The 16,089-nt window shown below is 68.4% G+C and carries 10 protein-coding genes; 1 reads left to right on the forward strand and 9 read right to left on the reverse strand.

Annotation, left to right across the window (positions count from 1 at the left end):
* Positions 1 to 292 precede the first annotated feature (292 nt).
* Positions 293 to 1,222, reverse strand: a complete 930-nt coding sequence (locus GWK25_RS35630; RefSeq protein ID WP_215455621.1) for an alpha/beta fold hydrolase — start codon at positions 1,220 to 1,222, stop codon at positions 293 to 295.
* Positions 1,223 to 1,310: 88 nt separating this feature from the next.
* Here GWK25_RS35630 and GWK25_RS35635 point away from each other — a divergent pair, with 88 nt between their 5' ends.
* Complete coding sequence (locus tag GWK25_RS35635) at positions 1,311 to 1,925, forward strand: TetR/AcrR family transcriptional regulator (RefSeq protein WP_215455622.1); 615 nt, start codon at positions 1,311 to 1,313, stop codon at positions 1,923 to 1,925.
* A 211-nt stretch (positions 1,926 to 2,136) separates the two neighbouring features.
* Here GWK25_RS35635 and GWK25_RS35640 read toward each other — a convergent pair whose 3' ends face one another.
* The 8 genes from GWK25_RS35640 to GWK25_RS35675 form a co-directional block, all read right to left on the reverse strand.
* Positions 2,137 to 2,634, reverse strand: coding sequence for a hypothetical protein (locus GWK25_RS35640; RefSeq protein WP_215455623.1), 498 nt, complete (start codon positions 2,632 to 2,634; stop codon positions 2,137 to 2,139).
* A gap of 399 nt (positions 2,635 to 3,033) precedes the next feature.
* The gene (locus tag GWK25_RS35645; protein WP_215455624.1) at positions 3,034 to 3,315 is read right to left on the reverse strand and encodes a hypothetical protein; all 282 of its coding nucleotides are present in this window, start codon (positions 3,313 to 3,315) and stop codon (positions 3,034 to 3,036) included.
* 11 nt (positions 3,316 to 3,326) lie between these two features.
* Entirely contained in the window at positions 3,327 to 3,722 is a 396-nt protein-coding gene (locus GWK25_RS35650; protein ID WP_215455625.1) for a hypothetical protein, read from the reverse strand.
* Positions 3,723 to 3,842: 120 nt separating this feature from the next.
* Positions 3,843 to 4,199, reverse strand: a complete 357-nt coding sequence (locus tag GWK25_RS35655; RefSeq protein WP_215455626.1) for a hypothetical protein — start codon at positions 4,197 to 4,199, stop codon at positions 3,843 to 3,845.
* Positions 4,200 to 4,224: 25 nt separating this feature from the next.
* Positions 4,225 to 10,275: a polymorphic toxin-type HINT domain-containing protein gene (locus tag GWK25_RS44610; protein ID WP_308404397.1), complete on the reverse strand. Its 6,051-nt coding sequence runs from the start codon at positions 10,273 to 10,275 to the stop codon at positions 4,225 to 4,227.
* A 9-nt stretch (positions 10,276 to 10,284) separates the two neighbouring features.
* Positions 10,285 to 11,121 carry a hypothetical protein gene (locus tag GWK25_RS44000; protein WP_251829189.1) on the reverse strand — a complete coding sequence of 279 codons (837 nt, stop codon included), beginning with the start codon at positions 11,119 to 11,121 and terminating at the stop codon, positions 10,285 to 10,287.
* 138 nt (positions 11,122 to 11,259) lie between these two features.
* Positions 11,260 to 14,019: a LamG-like jellyroll fold domain-containing protein gene (locus GWK25_RS35670; protein ID WP_308404398.1), complete on the reverse strand. Its 2,760-nt coding sequence runs from the start codon at positions 14,017 to 14,019 to the stop codon at positions 11,260 to 11,262.
* Positions 14,020 to 14,385: 366 nt separating this feature from the next.
* Entirely contained in the window at positions 14,386 to 16,071 is a 1,686-nt protein-coding gene (locus tag GWK25_RS35675; protein ID WP_215455628.1) for a thiamine pyrophosphate-binding protein, read from the reverse strand.
* Positions 16,072 to 16,089: the final 18 nt, after the last annotated feature.

Here is a 16,089-nt window from a genome sequence, read left to right on the forward strand (position 1 = left end):
GACCGGTCGCCATGCGCTGGCCCTGCCGCTCGGCGCGGGGACCGGTCGCCATGCGCTGGCCCTGCCGCTCGGCGCGGGGACCGGTCGCCATGCGCTGGCCCTGCCGCTCGGCGCGGAGACCGACAGCGGCGCGCGTGCCCGGCGGTGCCGGGTGCGCGCGCCGCACCACGTCGGCGAGCGGCCGTCGGGCCGTGTGCCGGGCCTCCTGTCAGGCCAGGTGTCAGGCCGCGTGTCAGGCCAGGTGTCGGGCCGCCTGTCAGCTCAGGTGTCAGGCCGCGTGTCAGGCCGCGTGTCAGGCCGTGTGCCGCAGGATCTCCTCGGCCAGGCGGGCGTCCATCGCCCTCGGCAGGCTGTGCCCCAGCCCCTCGATCATGACCAGCCGGGCGCCCGGCACGGCGGCGGCCGTCGCCTCCGCGTGCGCCGGCGGGAACATCGGGTCCTCGGTGCCGTGCAGGACGAGCGTCGGCGCGGTGACCGAGGCCAGGGCCGCCGTGTCGTCCCCGCCGGCGGCCCCGGCGAGCGTGTGGTTGACCCCGGCCGCCAGATCGCGCGCCCGCTCGAACACCCGCCGCTCCATGGCCCGGTACTCCTCCTCGTCGAACGGCAGCACCGACCCGTGCAGCACCCGCCACAGCGGCAGCCGCAGGGCGAGGTGCTCCTCCGGGCCGGCCTTCGGGTCGGGGAAGGTGGTCGCGAGCGCGGCCAGCAACTCGGCGCTGGGCGGAGGCAGTTGACTGGGCGCCGGGGGCTCCCCCGCCATGGCCCGGGTCACCGCGGCCGCCGTGTCCGTACCCAGGGGCTGTGACGACAGGCTCGTCAAGGTCAGCACCCGTTCCGGATCGGTGACGGCGATCCGCTGCGCGATGATCCCGCCCAGCGAGACCCCGACCAGATGTGCCTTCTCCACGCCGAACGCGTCCAGCACGGCGAGCGCGTCCGAGGCCAGGTCGGCGACGGTGTACGGCCGTACGGCGAAGTCGACGACGGAGGACCGCCCGGTGTCGCGGTGGTCGTACCGGATGACCCGGCGCCCGCCCTCGACGAGCCGCCGCACGATCCCGTCGTTCCACTGGACGCCCTGCGCCTGGGCGCCCATCACCAACAGCACGACCGGATGCTCGGGACCGCCGAACTCCTCGGCCCACAACTCGATGCCGTCCACGGGAACGATCCGCTCGCGGCCGACCAGGACGACATCGTCCTTCTCTCTATTTTCCTGCATGGTCGTTCAAGATAATGATCGGACACGGATCCCGCACACCCTTTTTCGAAGTGGACGCCCCCGCACCCCACCCGGCACCCTGATGACCATGGCCGGAGTCAAGGGACAGGTGCAGAGGCGGGGCGTGGAACGCCGCCGCGCGATGGTGGACGCGGCGATCACGCTCTTCTCCCAGCAGGGCGTACGCGGCACGGGCGTCGCCGCGATCGCCGAACGGGCAGGCGTCACCCCGTCCGCCCTCATCCACCACTTCGGCAGCAAGGAGGGCCTGGTCCAGGCGGTCCTGGAGGAGGCCGACCGCCGCGCGCTGGCCCGTCTGTCGGCCACCCCGACCTCGGAACCCACCCTCGCCGAGGCCTTCGCCTGGTTCGTCCGCGACGCCGAGCACACGGCGGCCGCCGAACGCGAACTGACGGCCCTGCACACCACGTTGACGGCCGAGAACCTGGACCCGGGCACCGCCCTCCACACCTGGTTCCGCGACCGGGGCCGCGCCCTACGCGCCCACCTGACGGCCCTCTTCACCCGCGCGACGAAGGACGGCACGGCCCGCCCGGACGTCAACCCGACGACACTGGCCACGGAGGTCGCCGCCTTCCTGGAGGGCGCCCACCTCCTCTGGCTCCTGGACCCGGACGAGGTGGACCTACCAGGCGTACACCGCAGCTATTTCGAGGGCTTGACGACCCGCCTCCGGCCGTGACACACACCTGACCCGCTCCATCCATCCACAACGCTTCCCCCTTCTGTGCCGACACTCCGTTTTCGAGCCGTACAAAACGAGAAGGGTGCCCTCGCGCTCGCGCGGCACCGCCTGAAAATGGGGCCTCGCCGGAATCCGACCGGCGAGGCCCCTCTGCCACCACTGAAGCACGGCGAACGGGATGGAGGGTGGCAGCCCAACCCCTTCTCGACTATTCGATCCGGGCGCGTACGAGGGAGTCGATGGCCCTGGACAGGGCCTTCTTCAGCCTCTCCCGCTCGTCGCGTACCTGGTCGACCTTCTTACCGGCCGCCTGGTAGGCGGTTTCGAACGCGATCCACGCCTCGTAGACCACAAGCAGCGCCTCGGAAGAGGACCGGCCTCGCTCGAACTGCTGCTGAAATCCCAGAGGCGGTTCATGACCGCCGATCCACAGTTCGAGCCGAGCGTGTTCGGCCATGTATTGCGCGGCCAGTTCGACCACATCATTACCGACGATGTTGCTGCCGATCACCCGCACACCGAGGTTGAGTGCAGGCGATGCCGTCGGAGCGCGCAACTCTTCAGGCACGTCGCTGGACGCCTGCAGACCTCGCAGCCACTCCCAGTCACCCGCCATCACAACTTCCTTCGCGCAAAGCTGTTTGGAAAATGGGCCGATCCCCTTGAGTGTGTGCGGCCAGTCGAGTGCGGCAGAATACTGGACCAACAGGACTCCTGAGCATGAGAGTCGAGACCTAGAAACCTTTCTCAACGGCCCGGGGGCTCTGTCCGTCGCCTACGGTCCCGCCGTCACCCATCCGGAGGCCACCCTGAAAACCCTCCGTGAGCGCTCGTGTCGCCCAGCGCCTCGTCGTGCTGTCCGGTGACGTTCATGCCGGTCAGAGCATGTGCGGCGAGCTATCCCCTCCCACGTGGTGATGTACTGTCCACACGCGTCTCTCCACCGGCTGCCCACCGGCGAAACTGAAGAGCTACAGAAACAGCGCCCAGAGGCGCATGGTTCTCCCGTCCTCAGCTCGCTCGTCCAGCAGCAGGTCGACGTTTCAACGATCTCCGGAAAGCGCGTCGCGCACGCTCCCCCGGCGATCGCCGTTTGTCCGGAAGGTCAGGAGGATGGATCTCGTCGCTCCTCGGCCCTGCGTAGGTGTTCAGCGACAGGTACCTGACCCGGCGGCCTCAGAATGAATTTGCGCTTCTTCTCGTCGAAGCACTCCAGATAGCAGCACACCTGGTCTCCCACGTGGTAGTTGTCGTCATCCTCGATGTAAAGGACATCGATGAGGCCCACCCATGACAGCCCCAGGTCAACGATTACGCCCCAGCGAAAGACTGCGATGGCCTCCCCTTCAATGATGCTCCCCATGAGGCCCGCCTCGACCTCCGTCACCAGACCATCGGTCACTGTTTCATCACTCTCAAGGGATACGAATTGAGGACGCCGAACAGCTCCTTGGGAATCGCAACTTCGGCATCCTCCACACCGTTGCGCGAATATACATGCTTCCTGAAGTACTGTTCGAAGTCAGCCTTGGGAATTGTGATCTCCACGACCGCCCCATCGTAGCCAACCCACCCCGCGTAGTCCTGGGCGATTTCGAGTCCCTCATCACCCAGACCGAAGTAGGCATGGCCGTCCGGGAATTCGAACTCACGGCCCGGGAAGTCCTCGGGCTGGAAGCCCTGGTCCTCGAGCTTCTTGACCATTCCCTTGCCAGGTGCCGCGTAGATGTAGACGTTGTCCGGATCGTCCGCCTTCTTCTTCGCCGGCTTTTCACCGTCCGCCTTCTCTTTCACGGCGACGACTGGAGGCGCGGGGTCCCGTGAGGTGCGGGCATGCCGTCTAAAACCCAGCGGCCCCACCGGAAACAGATCCGGCGGGGCCGCTGGGGCACTGTGAGGTTCCTACCTGCAGTGTTACTCCGAACCGACGATGGCGTCACCTTCGGAGGAGGTGCCGAATCCCATGCAGGCGACCACTTTGAGCGGGTTCGGCTCCAGGTAGAGAGGAAAGAGGTATCCGGCTCTTTCGCGATCGTCCACGTAGGCCACGAGAAGGCCCTGCTCACCCTTTTCGGCAAGACTCGCAAGACATTCTGCGACCCCGACAACCGGCTTGCCACGCCGCTGCAGGCTCCTTAGCCTCCTACGAAGGATGCCCCGAAGCATCGACGCCGGGAGGGGCTCGAGCCAGATCTCGTAACGCGCCCCAGAGAGCAGCGCGTTCTTGGCCTGAACGCCAGCCGGAGAGTCGGACACGAATGCGGCGATCATTTCACTCGCGGATACTTCGTTCACCTCATCGCCGCCCGACGGATGACCAGGTTTCCCCGAAGTCGAAGCTGATGTCGTCGGCCCAGATTTCACCGACGATGAAATGCTCATCTTCGAAGAATGTCTCCCACTGGGAGCCGTGGATCTGAATATTTCTCGACGGCCCTATGGCGGGATCAATATTTGCCACCTTGATGCGCAGCATCACACCTTCGCCAACCCATTTGTCGGACAGGTTCTGAGCACCCTCCACGGCAACGTCGGCGTCATCCGACCACGACGTGAAGTTGGTGTCCGTTGCGTTTCCACCCGTGTGAGCGCGGATGTCCGTGCTGGTTCCGCGGGGCACCGCACGGCCTGCCGCAGCAGCGTCATATTGGTGGTGGCCCTTGGCGAGACCGCGATACAGATACCCATCCTCGTTCGATCCACAGTTGTGGACCAACACCGGGACGCTGCCGGTCACCACATAGTACGTATGGGCGTCGTCAACCGTCAGGTTGTGGACAGTGGCCGACCCGCTGGTCCTGTGTTCCACCGCTGTGATCTGGACCAGGGTGCCCGCGCTGGTGCGCAGCCACTGGCCATTCTTCAGGTCGGTGGCGTCGATCCACTCGCCGAGTTCGGGGACCCAGAAGGGGTGGCCGTCGGTCGAGGTGATCGTGTTTGTGGCGCTGCCCGTGTCGCCATCGGTGTCGACGGTGAGCTCGACCAGGTGCTTGAGGCCCTCGCCCTTGATCTCGGCGGTGACCGTCTCCGTGGTCGTCTCGCCGGTCTCGGGGTCCGTGGCGAGGACCTTGTCGCCGGTCTCGACGTCCTCGATCGGCTTGGTGGAGCCGTCGGCCATCAGGACGAGCGTGCCGGGGACGAAGCTATTGCTCGTCTTGCAGGATCCTCCCGCAGCGGGTGCGTCGGAGTCTTTGCCCCCACCACCGGTCTCGGACTTCTTTCCCGCGCCGTCGCCCTGCTTGCCGCCGGAGTCGCCCTTCTTGGCCTCGGGCGCCTCCTTGGCCTTGGCGGGAGGTGCCGGGGCGGGCTTCTCCTTCGGCTTCGGGGTGACTGGCGGGGTGACCTTGTCGGCCGCGTCGACTGCGTCCTCGGTCTTCTTGGTCGCCGTGGTGGCGTCCTTCGTGGTGTCGGCCGCGTCGACCGCCTTGTTGACGTACCGCGCGCCCTTCCCTGCCGTGGCCGCGTAGCCCGCGAGCGGGATGGCGGAGGCGTAGGACAGGCCCGCGTCGATGTAGTTGCCTTCGGCTGTGTACCAGAGGCCGTTGAGGAGGTCGGCAGGCTCTCCGAAGACCGGGACAAGGCCCAGGACATCGAGGGCTCCGTGACCGATCGGGCTGATCCAGGACTCACCCCAGTACAGGCCCGTCGGGTCAGGGAAGGCGAGCGGGTTGTTGCGGCCGTACGCGTAGGCGTTGAGGTGCTGTGGGTCGCCCGCGTTCAGAACGGGGTCGGCGGAGACGAACCGTCCCGTCGCCGGGTCGTACGCGCGGGCGCCGAGTTGGATCATGCCCGTCGTCGCGTCCGCCGTGCCGCCCACGAAGGACCTGTCGCCCGGCCACGCGTCCGCAGCCGGCTTGGCACCGCGCACCTCACCGAAGGGAAGCGTGCGACGCTGCGTGATCGCCGAGTCCACGGCCTTGATCGCGATCTCGGCCGTGCCGTTCTGGCCTCCGACCAGCCAGGTCACCCCGGCCGTCGTCCGCACGGCGATCTTCTTGCCAGCGTGGGAGTAGTAGCGCGTGCCCGACAGGGAGTTCTTGGCCGTGTCGAGGCGGATCTCCTGGGCGCCCAGGTACAGCGTGACCGCGCCCTTCTCCTTGCGGAGCAGGCGTCCGCCCGAGGCGTCGTACACGTACGAGGTCTTGTTGGCCTCGTCGAGGTCGTCGCCGGACAGGTACGGGGTGACCGCGCTCAGGCGGCCCTGTTCGTCCCAGTCCAGCTTCTGGTCGACCGCCGGGGAGAGGTCCGTGGCCGCCTTGGTGCGGCGGACGGTGTTGCCCGTCTCGTCGTACTGGAAGCTCTGGGCCGCCGTCACTTCCTTGGCCGCCGTCGCGGTGCGCACCTCGGCGGATTTCAGGGCGTGCGCGTGCGTGCCGCCCTTGGTGTCCTGGGCCTTCGGCACGTATGTCGTCGTCTGCGTGATCGCCGCGTCGCCGGTCGTGCCGGTCGCGTGGCGGACCTCGCTCGTACGGTTGCCCGCGGCGTCGTAGGTGTAGGAGTGCCGGTACGGTGCCGGGCCGCCGACCGCCGCCTCACCGGCGCTCGGGGCGCAGGCGGTCGCGGTCTGGGTCCATGCCTCGCTCAGGCGGCGCAGGTAGTCGTACGTGAAGCACTGGACGTCCGCCGTCGTGCCCTCGGGCGTGTCCGCGATCTTCTGGATGTTCCCGGCGGCGTCGTAGCCGTAGGTGATGTCGGAGTCCGGGGTCTTGACGATCTCCCGGTCGATCCGGGCGCGCTCCAGGCGCCGGGTGCCCTCCTCGTAGGTGTTGGTGAGCCAGGTGTACTTGTCCGCGCTGGCGGTGCCCAGCGTGAGCTGGAGCATCTCGCCGTAGTTGGAGTAGCGGGTCTCGCGGGCGTAGTCGGTCGTGTCGCCCAGGGTGAAGGACGGCAGACCTGCCGCCGTATAGCCCGTGGTGATCTTCTCCGCCGGGAGACCGCCGACGGCCGGGAGACCGACGTCGTCGATCGAGCCGTCCGGCTTGTACGACGCTGTGGCCGTGTACGTCCCAGCCAGTTTGCCCTCGGAGGCCGGGATGGTCACCGAGGTCTTCGTCGGGCGGCCCGCCACGTCGTACGCGTCGACCGAAGAGGTGTAGCCGTCGTCCCCCACCCACTTGGTGGCTGAGGTCAGACGCCCCTTGCCGTTCGGCACGGTGGCGCTGTCGTACTCCCAGGTCGTCAGCTTCTTGTCGCCGTTGTACAGCGAGCGCTGACGGCCCAGCTTGTCGTAGGTGAAGGTGAGGGTGATCTCACGCTGGTTGCGGACCGTCTTCAGCTGGTCCAGGTCGTTGTACGTCATATACGTCGTACCCGCGTCCGGGTCGACGGACCTGGTCTGGCGGCCACGCACGTCGTACTCGGACGACCAGACGTTGCCCGACGTGTCCTTCACCGCGGTGAGGCGGCCCGCCGCGTCGTAGTCGTACGACGTCGTGTCCGCCGCTCCCGTGGGCGAGGATGCCTTGAACTCCAGGACCTTGGTCGTCTGACCCTGCGCGTTGGTGTACGTCGCGGTCGGCGTGGCTCCCGCCGGTGGGTCGACCGTCGTGTGGTCGCCGTGGTACGCGGTCTTCGTGCGCCACTTCTCGGTGCCGGCCACGCGGAAGATCGAGTCCGTGGCGCGGCCGGCCGCGTCGTAGACCGTCTCCGTCTCGCGAGGGGTGCCCTCGGAGGCGTCGACGACGTTCACGAAGGTCGTACCGACGGCCGCCGTGTTGTAGAACGGGCCGATCTCCTTCACCGCCAGGCCCCGGCTGTCGTACTCGGTGGTCGTGATGACCCGACCCGAGTTCGCCGCCGGCGTCTGCGTCTGACGCGGGCGCAACAAACCATCGCTGAGCTGATGGCTGGTGGCCACCGAACCGTTGGGAAGGAGCGACTTCGTCGTGGTGACCACCGGCGCGTTGTTGCGGATCAGGTACGCGTACTCCAGGCTCGGCGTGTCCGAGGCCTTGGCGCGGCCCGGGAGCCAGACCTTCAGCAGGCGGCCGAGGGCGTCGTACTCCAGGTCGGTGCGCTGCTTGTTGGGGTCGACCGTGGCGGCGACCAGGCCCCAGCGGCGGTCGACGGTGGAGGTGGTGGTGTTGCCGAGCGGGTCCTCGACCTTCATGCCGGTGACCGGCCCGCCCGTGGCGGGGGTGTAGGTCGTCTTCGTCGCGTTGCCCGCCTGGTCGGCGGACTCCACGACACGACCATGGACGTCGTACTTGGCCGTCGACGTCGTCACGTACTGCGGGGTGCCGTCGGCCGTGTAGCCCTTGAGCTTCTCACTGCGCACCACGTCACCCTTGGTGGGCGTGGCGCCGTAGGTGTCACGGTCGTCGTACCAGGTGCGGACGTCGGAGATCGCCTCGCCCTTGAAGGACGTGGGCGCGCCGTCGTCGCAGTTCACGGGGAGGACGGTCACCCGCTTCAGCAGGGTCAGCAGGTTCGCGTCCGTGTTGCGGTTGTACGTGTTCGTCGTGCAGGTGTCGTCGTCCTCGACCGCCAGGTCGCCGGAGTCGGAGGAGCGGGACAGCATGCCGTACGAGTCGTAGAAGTGCTCGATGGCGGCCCGGCGGACCTTGCCCTCGTCGAGGGCCGTGCGGGTCTTCGTCGACTTGACGGCCGCGTACGACGCCTCGTCCTTGCCCTCCGTCGCCGTGGGCTCGGACTTCCACGGAGTGCTGACCGAACCGGTCACCTCGGCAGCCCCGTTGAAGCTGCGCTGCTCCACGACGAAGCCCTGGTGGCGGGCGTCGTCACGGATCTTCGTGCCGTCGGAGGCGGTGACCGTGACCGACTTGGTGCCGCCGGACTCCTTCTCCCGGTCGCCGTCCATGCCCTGGAGGTAGGTGGTCTCCGTGCGGAGTTGCTTGCTGCCCGCCTCACCCGTCTTCATGGTGACCGTGCGGTAGCCGCGCCACTGGTTCCAGGTCTTCTTCTTGGTCTTGACCAGCTCGCTGTCGTCGAAGGCCCAGGCGGCGCCCTCGTAGTCGTAGGAGGTGACCTTGTTGGGGCCGGTGATGGTGACCTCGTCCTCGATCACCGTGTCGACGACGAACTTGTGGAACCAGTCCTCCTTCTCTCCGACCGTGCCCTCCTTCGACCAGAAGGACGGCATGCACCGCTTGGTGTTGGTCTCGGGGGTGGGGAGGTTCGTCGGCGTGCACTCGTTCGGCTTGTAGTTGACCGAGATCGTGCCGCCCGTCTCCGACTGGATCGCCCGGATGCGCCACTTGTACATGGGCAGGCGGTCGTCGGAGCCGGTGTCGACGCGGTTGGCGTCCTGGCGCTCGTAGAAGGTGACCTTCGGGAGCTTGTTCGCGCCGTCCTTGCCGGAGTGGGTGACCGACTCCAGCCACAGGGCCGGGGCGTGCGTGGTGTCGGCGCTCTGGTACTTGTGCGCCAGGTCCCACTCGTCGACGTCCGAGTAGGTCTTGCCGTCGGACCCCAGGACCTGTGTGGTGACCTTCGCGAGGCGCTTGCGGGAGAAGAAGGTCGGGGACCACTGGTCCTTGCACTCGGTGTCGGAGGTGCAGATCTGCTCGAACGGCACGTCCGGCCAGCGCTTGGCGGTGGACTCCTTCAGGTCGCCCGGCTCGCAGTCGGCGGCGGCGCCGGTGCAGCGCTCGGCGACGTCGAAGACGACCTGGGAGGGCGCGGCGGTGGTGTTCTCCTTGCCCTGCTGCTCGCCGTACTCGATCCGCTTGAGGTAGCCGCCGCGGTCGTAGGAGACGACCTTGTCGCCGCGCACGCTGTCGTACTTGTTGGTCTCGGTGCCGTAGTAGTACGTCATCGTGTTGCCGTGCACGTCGACGACGTAGTCGAGGTTCCAGCGCCACGACTGCTGGCAGCGGGACCCCTTGAAGGTGTCCGCGTGACAGGGCTCGTCCTTGTCGTCACCGAAGACCGGGACCTCCCACGAGGAGCCGGTCAGCTCGGTGTCGGCCGCCTCGCGCTTGCCCTTGCCGAAGTGGTAACGGGTACCGTCGGTGGTGGTGACCACCCAGTACTCGTTGTTGTTGTCGGCGTTGGAACCCTCGTACTTGCGCTCGATGACGGTGCCGTCGTCCTGCTTCAGACGCCACTCGTCCTTGCCCTTCTTGACCAGCTCACCGGCCCGGCCCCCGAAGTTCATGGTGGCGTTGTCGGAGTGCCAGCACAGGTCGTACTTCTGCGACCCGGCCTCGTCGTGGCCGTCCTCCGTGCACGAGCGGTACGAGCGCTCGATGTAGCCGGCGCTCAGGTCGAAACCCTCGCCGATCCAGGAGGTCTGGTTGTTGCTGGAAGCCGTCCGGCCGTCCGTGGAGGCCGAGTTGTAGCCGAGCCCGAGCTGCGGGGAGGGACCGGCGATCGCGGGCGGCACGCGCAGCGGCTACTGCCAGGTGAAGCTGCCGGTCTGCCCGGCGACCTGCCACGACGCGGAGGGCGCCAGCGAGGTCGCGGCGTACGAGCCCGAACCGCCCGCAGGTCCTGCCGCGACCGCGAGCAGCGGGGCCTTGGCGGAGGGCAGTGCGGCCACGTCGGCGGTGAGCTTCTGCTCGCGGACGTCGTTGTCGGTCTTCAGCGGGGTGACGGTCTGGCACTTGACCGCCTTGGGCGTGGTCAGCGCACAGGCGGGCAGTTCGACCAGACGCAGCCGCTGGGCCCAGTCACCGCCGTAGGCCTGCGCGAAGGCCGCGTAGTCGACCTCGACTGACACCTTGCCGTTCGTGGTACGGCTGTCGGTCCGGGTCACCTTGAGCAGGAGACCGTCGATGCCGGCCTTCTGCGCGGCGGCGTGACTGAGGACGTCCACCTTGGCGCGGGCGGGCGTGGCGGCGGCCATCGTGGAGCGGGTCATGCCCTCGGGCGGACCGACACGGACCGGCAGTGAACCGGCCTTGGTGCTCGACAGCGCGCCGCGCTTCTTGGCGTTGGCACCGGCGAGGTCGACCGTCGCGGAACCCGCCTTCGGCCAGGTGGCCTTGGGGTTCAGCGGCTTTCCGTACCTCTTGGTGTGCTTGAGCGGGGTGGCGGCGGTGCCGTCCTGTTCGACGACCGGCGTCGAGGCGACGTCCTGGGTCTTAGGGCGCCGCTTCTCCCGTGCCTCGTCGGGGTCGTCGCCCAGGGCCGGGGTGCCCTGGAGCAGGGTGATCGTCAGGGCTGAAGTAAGGGTGACACCAAGGGCTTTGGCCCAGGCGTGTGTTCTGTGTCTGCGAGATGCGCGCACGCGCGCTCCCCCTCCCGTATGGGTGTGGAAGTGCCCCGGGTGCCCGAGGAGTTCGGGCACCCAGGTGGACGGCTCTGGTCGGGAGTCGTCAGTGATCGTCAGCGGTCATCAGTGGTGGACAGCGGTCGACAGCAGCGGTCAGTTGTTCGCGAGCCGGAAGATCTCCGTCCCCGACAGCAGGCCGGGAACGAGGCGCACGTCGTCGATGTCACCGGCGAAGGGGTCGGACCAGTCGGCGCCATACTGGGCACGGCCGATGTTGAGACCCTTGGAGGCGTTCCAGACGTCGGTCACGGTGGCGCTGCCCTGCTCCTCACCGTCGACGAAGAGCGTGAACTTCCGGGCCACCGGGTCGTACGAACCGGCCAGGTGAACCCACTTGTTCACGGTCGCGGGGCGCTCGCTGCTCGCCATGGCGCGGACGATGTCGGAGTCCGCCGTGTCGCTGATGTGCCGGCCGAAGATCCAGCGCTTGTAGGCGGTGGAGTAGTAGAGGTTGAAGCCGTTGCCCTGGCTGCCCGCCTGGCTGACCACCGAGATGTTCTTGGCCAGCGACGTGGGCCGCACCCAGGCCGACACGGTGAACGCCTGCCCGGTGTGCACAGCTGACACGGCGGTGGCGTGGTCGGTGGTGCCGTTGAAACGCAGCGCCTTATCAGCCGGGTCGCTCGCGGAGTTGTTGCCCGCGACCCAGTCGGCACCCTTCACCGTCAGATCGCGGTCGTGGCCGGAGCTGTCGGGGGCCGTGGTGCCGGAGGTCTGGTCGAGGCCGTAGACGGCGGCGGCGCAGGTGTCCGCGAGGACGTCGGCGCAGGCGCGGTCGACGGTGAAGAAGTACTTCTCCAACGGGCCCCGATTGCCGGCCCGGTCGACACTGCGGACGTAGAGCACGTTCGGACCGAAGGTGCTGGTCGGCACCTCGATCGTGGCGTTGCCGCCGAGAGCGGCCGGGTCAGCCTTGCGGGCGGGCGTGTCGTTGCCGAGGTCCCACTCGTAGAACTCGACGTCGTTCTTGAAGACCGAGTCGGAGTTGCCGTTCGCGGAGAGGGTGAAGTGCCGCCTGGCGCCCGCCGGGAGGTCCGCCTCATCCGCCACCGGTTCCACGCGCGGCTTGGTGTCGGGCTTCTCCACGTCCACCACGAACTCGCACCAGTCGGACCACTCGGAGTACCCGGAGTCCTTGAGCTTGCCGGTGGAGCCGTCGTAGGTCTGGGCGTGCCACCTGTAGCCGTGGCCGTGCTTCAGCTCCCTGACCGGGATCCCCCGCTCGAACCTGCCCTCGTTCTGCGGCCCGTCCTTGCCCTCGTAGACCATGGGCCTGCCGTCGACCTGGTCCCAGACCCGGAAGGTCGCGGTGAGGTTCTGGCCGGTGCCGTCGGTGTGCGAGTCGGCGTCGGTGCCGGTGACGGACATGGCCGGGGTCGCGTCCCGGATCCACGGCCGCTTGGTGTTGTCGGTGGTGCAGGTCTTCTCCTCCGGGTTGCTCAGCTTCTCCCCGGTGGGCTTGTTCGGACGCGTGTTGTACGTGACGACGAGCTTGGCGTTGTCGCCCTGGAACCGCTTCCAGGAGTTGGGGTCGCCCTCGTCGGCAGCCCGCAGCGAGAACGCAATCGGGTCCTCACCAGCTGCCTTCTTACGGACGGAGGAGGTCAGGTTCTCATTGCTCTCATCGGCGTTGTCCGCGAAGTCGACCCAACTGGGCGGCGCGTCCGGGCTACAGCTGTCGCCCCGGCCGTACGCGACGGTCTTGTCGACCAACAGGTCGCCGTCCTTGGGCTTGTTGTTCCAGTTGGTGGCGGAGTCGACACCGCCCTCGGCGACCATGTGCAGGTTGACGGTGCTCTTGGTGCAGGAGAACGAGAACGTCTCGTAGACCTCGAAGACCGCCCTGGAGATGGTGCGGTTCTTCCAGCCGTCGGTGGAGAACTGGAAGTACATCCGGTTCGTGTACGGCGAGCCGCTGCACACGTAGTAGATGCCACCGATGGTGTCGGCCGAGCACCGGCCGACGCCCTCGTCCTTCTTGAACTTGTGGAACTCCGTGCTCGGGTTGGCGCTGGACACGTACAGCCACTCGCTCTTGGACATACCGGCCTCGGGGTCGATGTAGACCGGGAAGTCGGTGTCGGCGGCGGTGAGCAGGGCGCGGTCGGGCTCGACGGTGACGGCGGACGCGGAGACGTCGAGGGCCATGTCGGCGACCTTGGCGCCGGCGTCGGGAGCCTCCTGGGCGGGCGTGTCCGTGCCCGATGCGGGAACGGCGCCGGCGGGAACCCCGGCGGCGGCGGAGTCCCACATCTTGGGCGCCTGCCCGCCGAAGACGCGCTCGCCGGAGGCGTCCACGGCCTGGAGACCACCGGTCGGTCCGGTGCCGAGGTCCAGGCCCTGCGACCGTACGGGCAGCCGCAGTTCGGCCAGCTCGGAGCTGTCGGCCGCCTCGGGGGTCTTCACCTCCAGGACGTACGAGTAGCCCGTGACCGAGGCGGTGGCCAGCAGGTCCACGCCGGGGAGCACCTCGCGGTACTCGGCGGTGTCCCCGGAGAGGACCGGCTCGGGCAGCGGCGTGGGCCAGCTGAGCGTGAAGGACTTGCCCTCCTCGCCGAGTGTGACGAAGTCGGACGAGCCGGCCTTCGCGAAGGTGAGGTCGACGACGGCGGCCTTGGGGCCGACCGTGCCGTCCGGTCGGCGTTCCAGGGTCGCGTCGGCCTTCACCCACGTGCCGTCGGGACGCCGCACCCGCTGCGGCTGGACACTGGTCTCACTGGTCAGCGAGCCGTCCGGATTGGCGAAGACGAGTTCGTCCTCGGCCCGCCGGTCGACGATCTCCACCGGCTCACCGGTCGCGGCGGCCTTCGCGAAGGCGGACGCCTCGGCGGCGTCGACGGGTGCGCCGTTCACGGCCGGTTCTGTTGTGGAAGTGGTCGTGGAAGTGGAAGTGGTCGTGTTCGCGGTCGCACCGACAGCCGGTGTTCCCACTGTCGCGGTGAGTACGACGGCGGTGCCGAGCAGCACGCCGAGTTTTCGGGCAGCACGAGGCCGCCTGTACCAACGGGCGGTCATTCCCGTTGCTCCTTCCCCCGTGAGCTCCTCCGGAGCCCTTATGAAGTTTGTGTGTCCGAACTGTGTGACAGTTGCGGTCCATTGCAACCTAAAGTGGCGCCTGCGAATCCGGGAAGGAGGATTAAGTCGGACACATGGGCGATTCCCCGGGGGAATCATCACCTCTCAGGAAGTGATCTGCATCACATACGCGTCAGGGGCGCGTCAGAGATGCGTCGGTGCGAACATCCTCAGCACCGCCGGCAGGACGACCACCGAAGGGCCCGGCGCGGCAAGGGACTTGGCCAGGTCCGTGGTGAGGGTCTCGGGGGTCGTCCGCACCCCCGGCACCCCGAACGACTCCGCCAGGGCGACGTAGTCCGGCCGGGTCAGTTCCGTGCCGGTGGCCTCCCCGAACGTGTCCGTCATGTACTCGCGCAGGATCCCGTAACCGCCGTCGTCGACGATCAGCCAGGTGACGTCGAGGTCGTACTGCCGGGCCGTGGCCAGTTCCGCGATCGAGTACAGCGCGCCGCCGTCGCCGGAGACGGCCAGCACCGGCTGGGTCGGGTCGGCCGCCGCCGCGCCGAGGGCCGCGGGGAACGCGTAGCCGAGGCCGCCCGAACCCTGCGCGGAGTGCATGGTGTTGGGGCCCTTCGGGTCGAACGCCGACCAGGCCCAGTACGCCAGGATCGTCATGTCCCAGAAGGAAGGCGCGCGGGGCGGAAGTGCCCGCCGGATGGACGCCAACAGGTCTTCTTCGAGGGTGAGTTGCTGGCCGTCGATGCGTTCCCGCACCCGTGCGAGCACGTCCCGCACCCGCTCCGGCGCCGACTCGTCCTCCCGTGTCCCCTCGATCGTCTCCAGCAGCGCGGTCAGCGCCAGGCGCGCGTCCGCGTGGATGCCCAGCGCGGGATGGTTGGACTCCAGCTTCCCGAGGTCCGCCTCGATCTGGATCACCCGGCCCCGGGGCTTGAACGTGTGGTAGTTGGAGGAGAGTTCACCGAGGCCCGAGCCGACCACCAGCAGGACGTCCGCGTCCTCCAGGAAGTCCGTCGTGTGCCGGTCCTCCAGCCACGACTGGAGCGACAGCGGGTGCGTCCACGGGAAGGCGCCCTTCCCCCCGAACGTCGTCACGACCGGCGCCGACAGCCGCTCCGCCAGCTGCCGCAGCTTGCCGGACGCGTCCGCCCGGACGACGCCGCCGCCCGCGATGATCGCCGGGCGGGAGGCGGACGACAGCAGGTGGGCGGCCACGGCGGTCAGTTCGGGGCGCGGGGGCAGTTCCTCCGGGAAGGCGTCGCCGCCCGTCACCACCGGGATCGGCGTCTCGGCGAGCAGCACGTCCTGCGGGATCTCCACCCACACCGGGCCGTGCGGGGCCGAGAGCGCCGACTTCCAGGCCGCCTCGATCGCGGACGGGATCTGGGACTGGGTGCGGACGGTGTGGACGGACTTCACCACACCCCGGAACGAGGCCGACTGGTCGGGGAGTTCGTGGAGGTAGCCGTGGCGGCCGCCGCCCAGGCCCGCCGTGGGGACCTGGCTGCTGATCGCCAGGACGGGGGCCGAGGCCGCCGCGGCCTCCTGGAGCGCGGCCAGTGAGGTCAGCGCGCCCGGCCCGGTCGACAGCAGCAGCGGCGCCGCCTCCCCGGTGATCCGGCCGTACGCGTCCGCCGCGAACCCGGCGTTGTTCTCGACGCGCAGGCCGATGTAGCGCAGATCCGACCTCCGCAGCGCGTCGAACATGCCGAGCGCGTGCTGGCCGGGCAGCCCGAAGACCGTCGTCGCGCCGAGCCCGGCCAGCGTCTCCACGACCAGGTCCCCGCCGTTGCGGCCGGGGGGAGGGTTCAGCGCGGCCTCCGTCTGGGCGGCCGACGGGCGGAGTACCAGGTCGTGGTCGTGGGTCACTGCGCTGCCTTCTCCTTC

It is taken from the genome of Streptomyces sp. ATCC 21386 (genome assembly GCF_018728545.1).
Taxonomy (GTDB): Bacteria; Actinomycetota; Actinomycetes; order Streptomycetales; family Streptomycetaceae; genus Streptomyces.

Coding starts and splice junctions, on each gene's coding strand:
- GWK25_RS35635 (WP_215455622.1), top strand. CDS start 1,311: ATGGCCGGAGTCAAGGGACAGGTGCAGAGGCGGGGCGTGGAACGCCGC.
- GWK25_RS35655 (WP_215455626.1), bottom strand. CDS start 4,199: ATGATCGCCGCATTCGTGTCCGACTCTCCGGCTGGCGTTCAGGCCAAG.
- GWK25_RS35630 (WP_215455621.1), bottom strand. CDS start 1,222: ATGCAGGAAAATAGAGAGAAGGACGATGTCGTCCTGGTCGGCCGCGAG.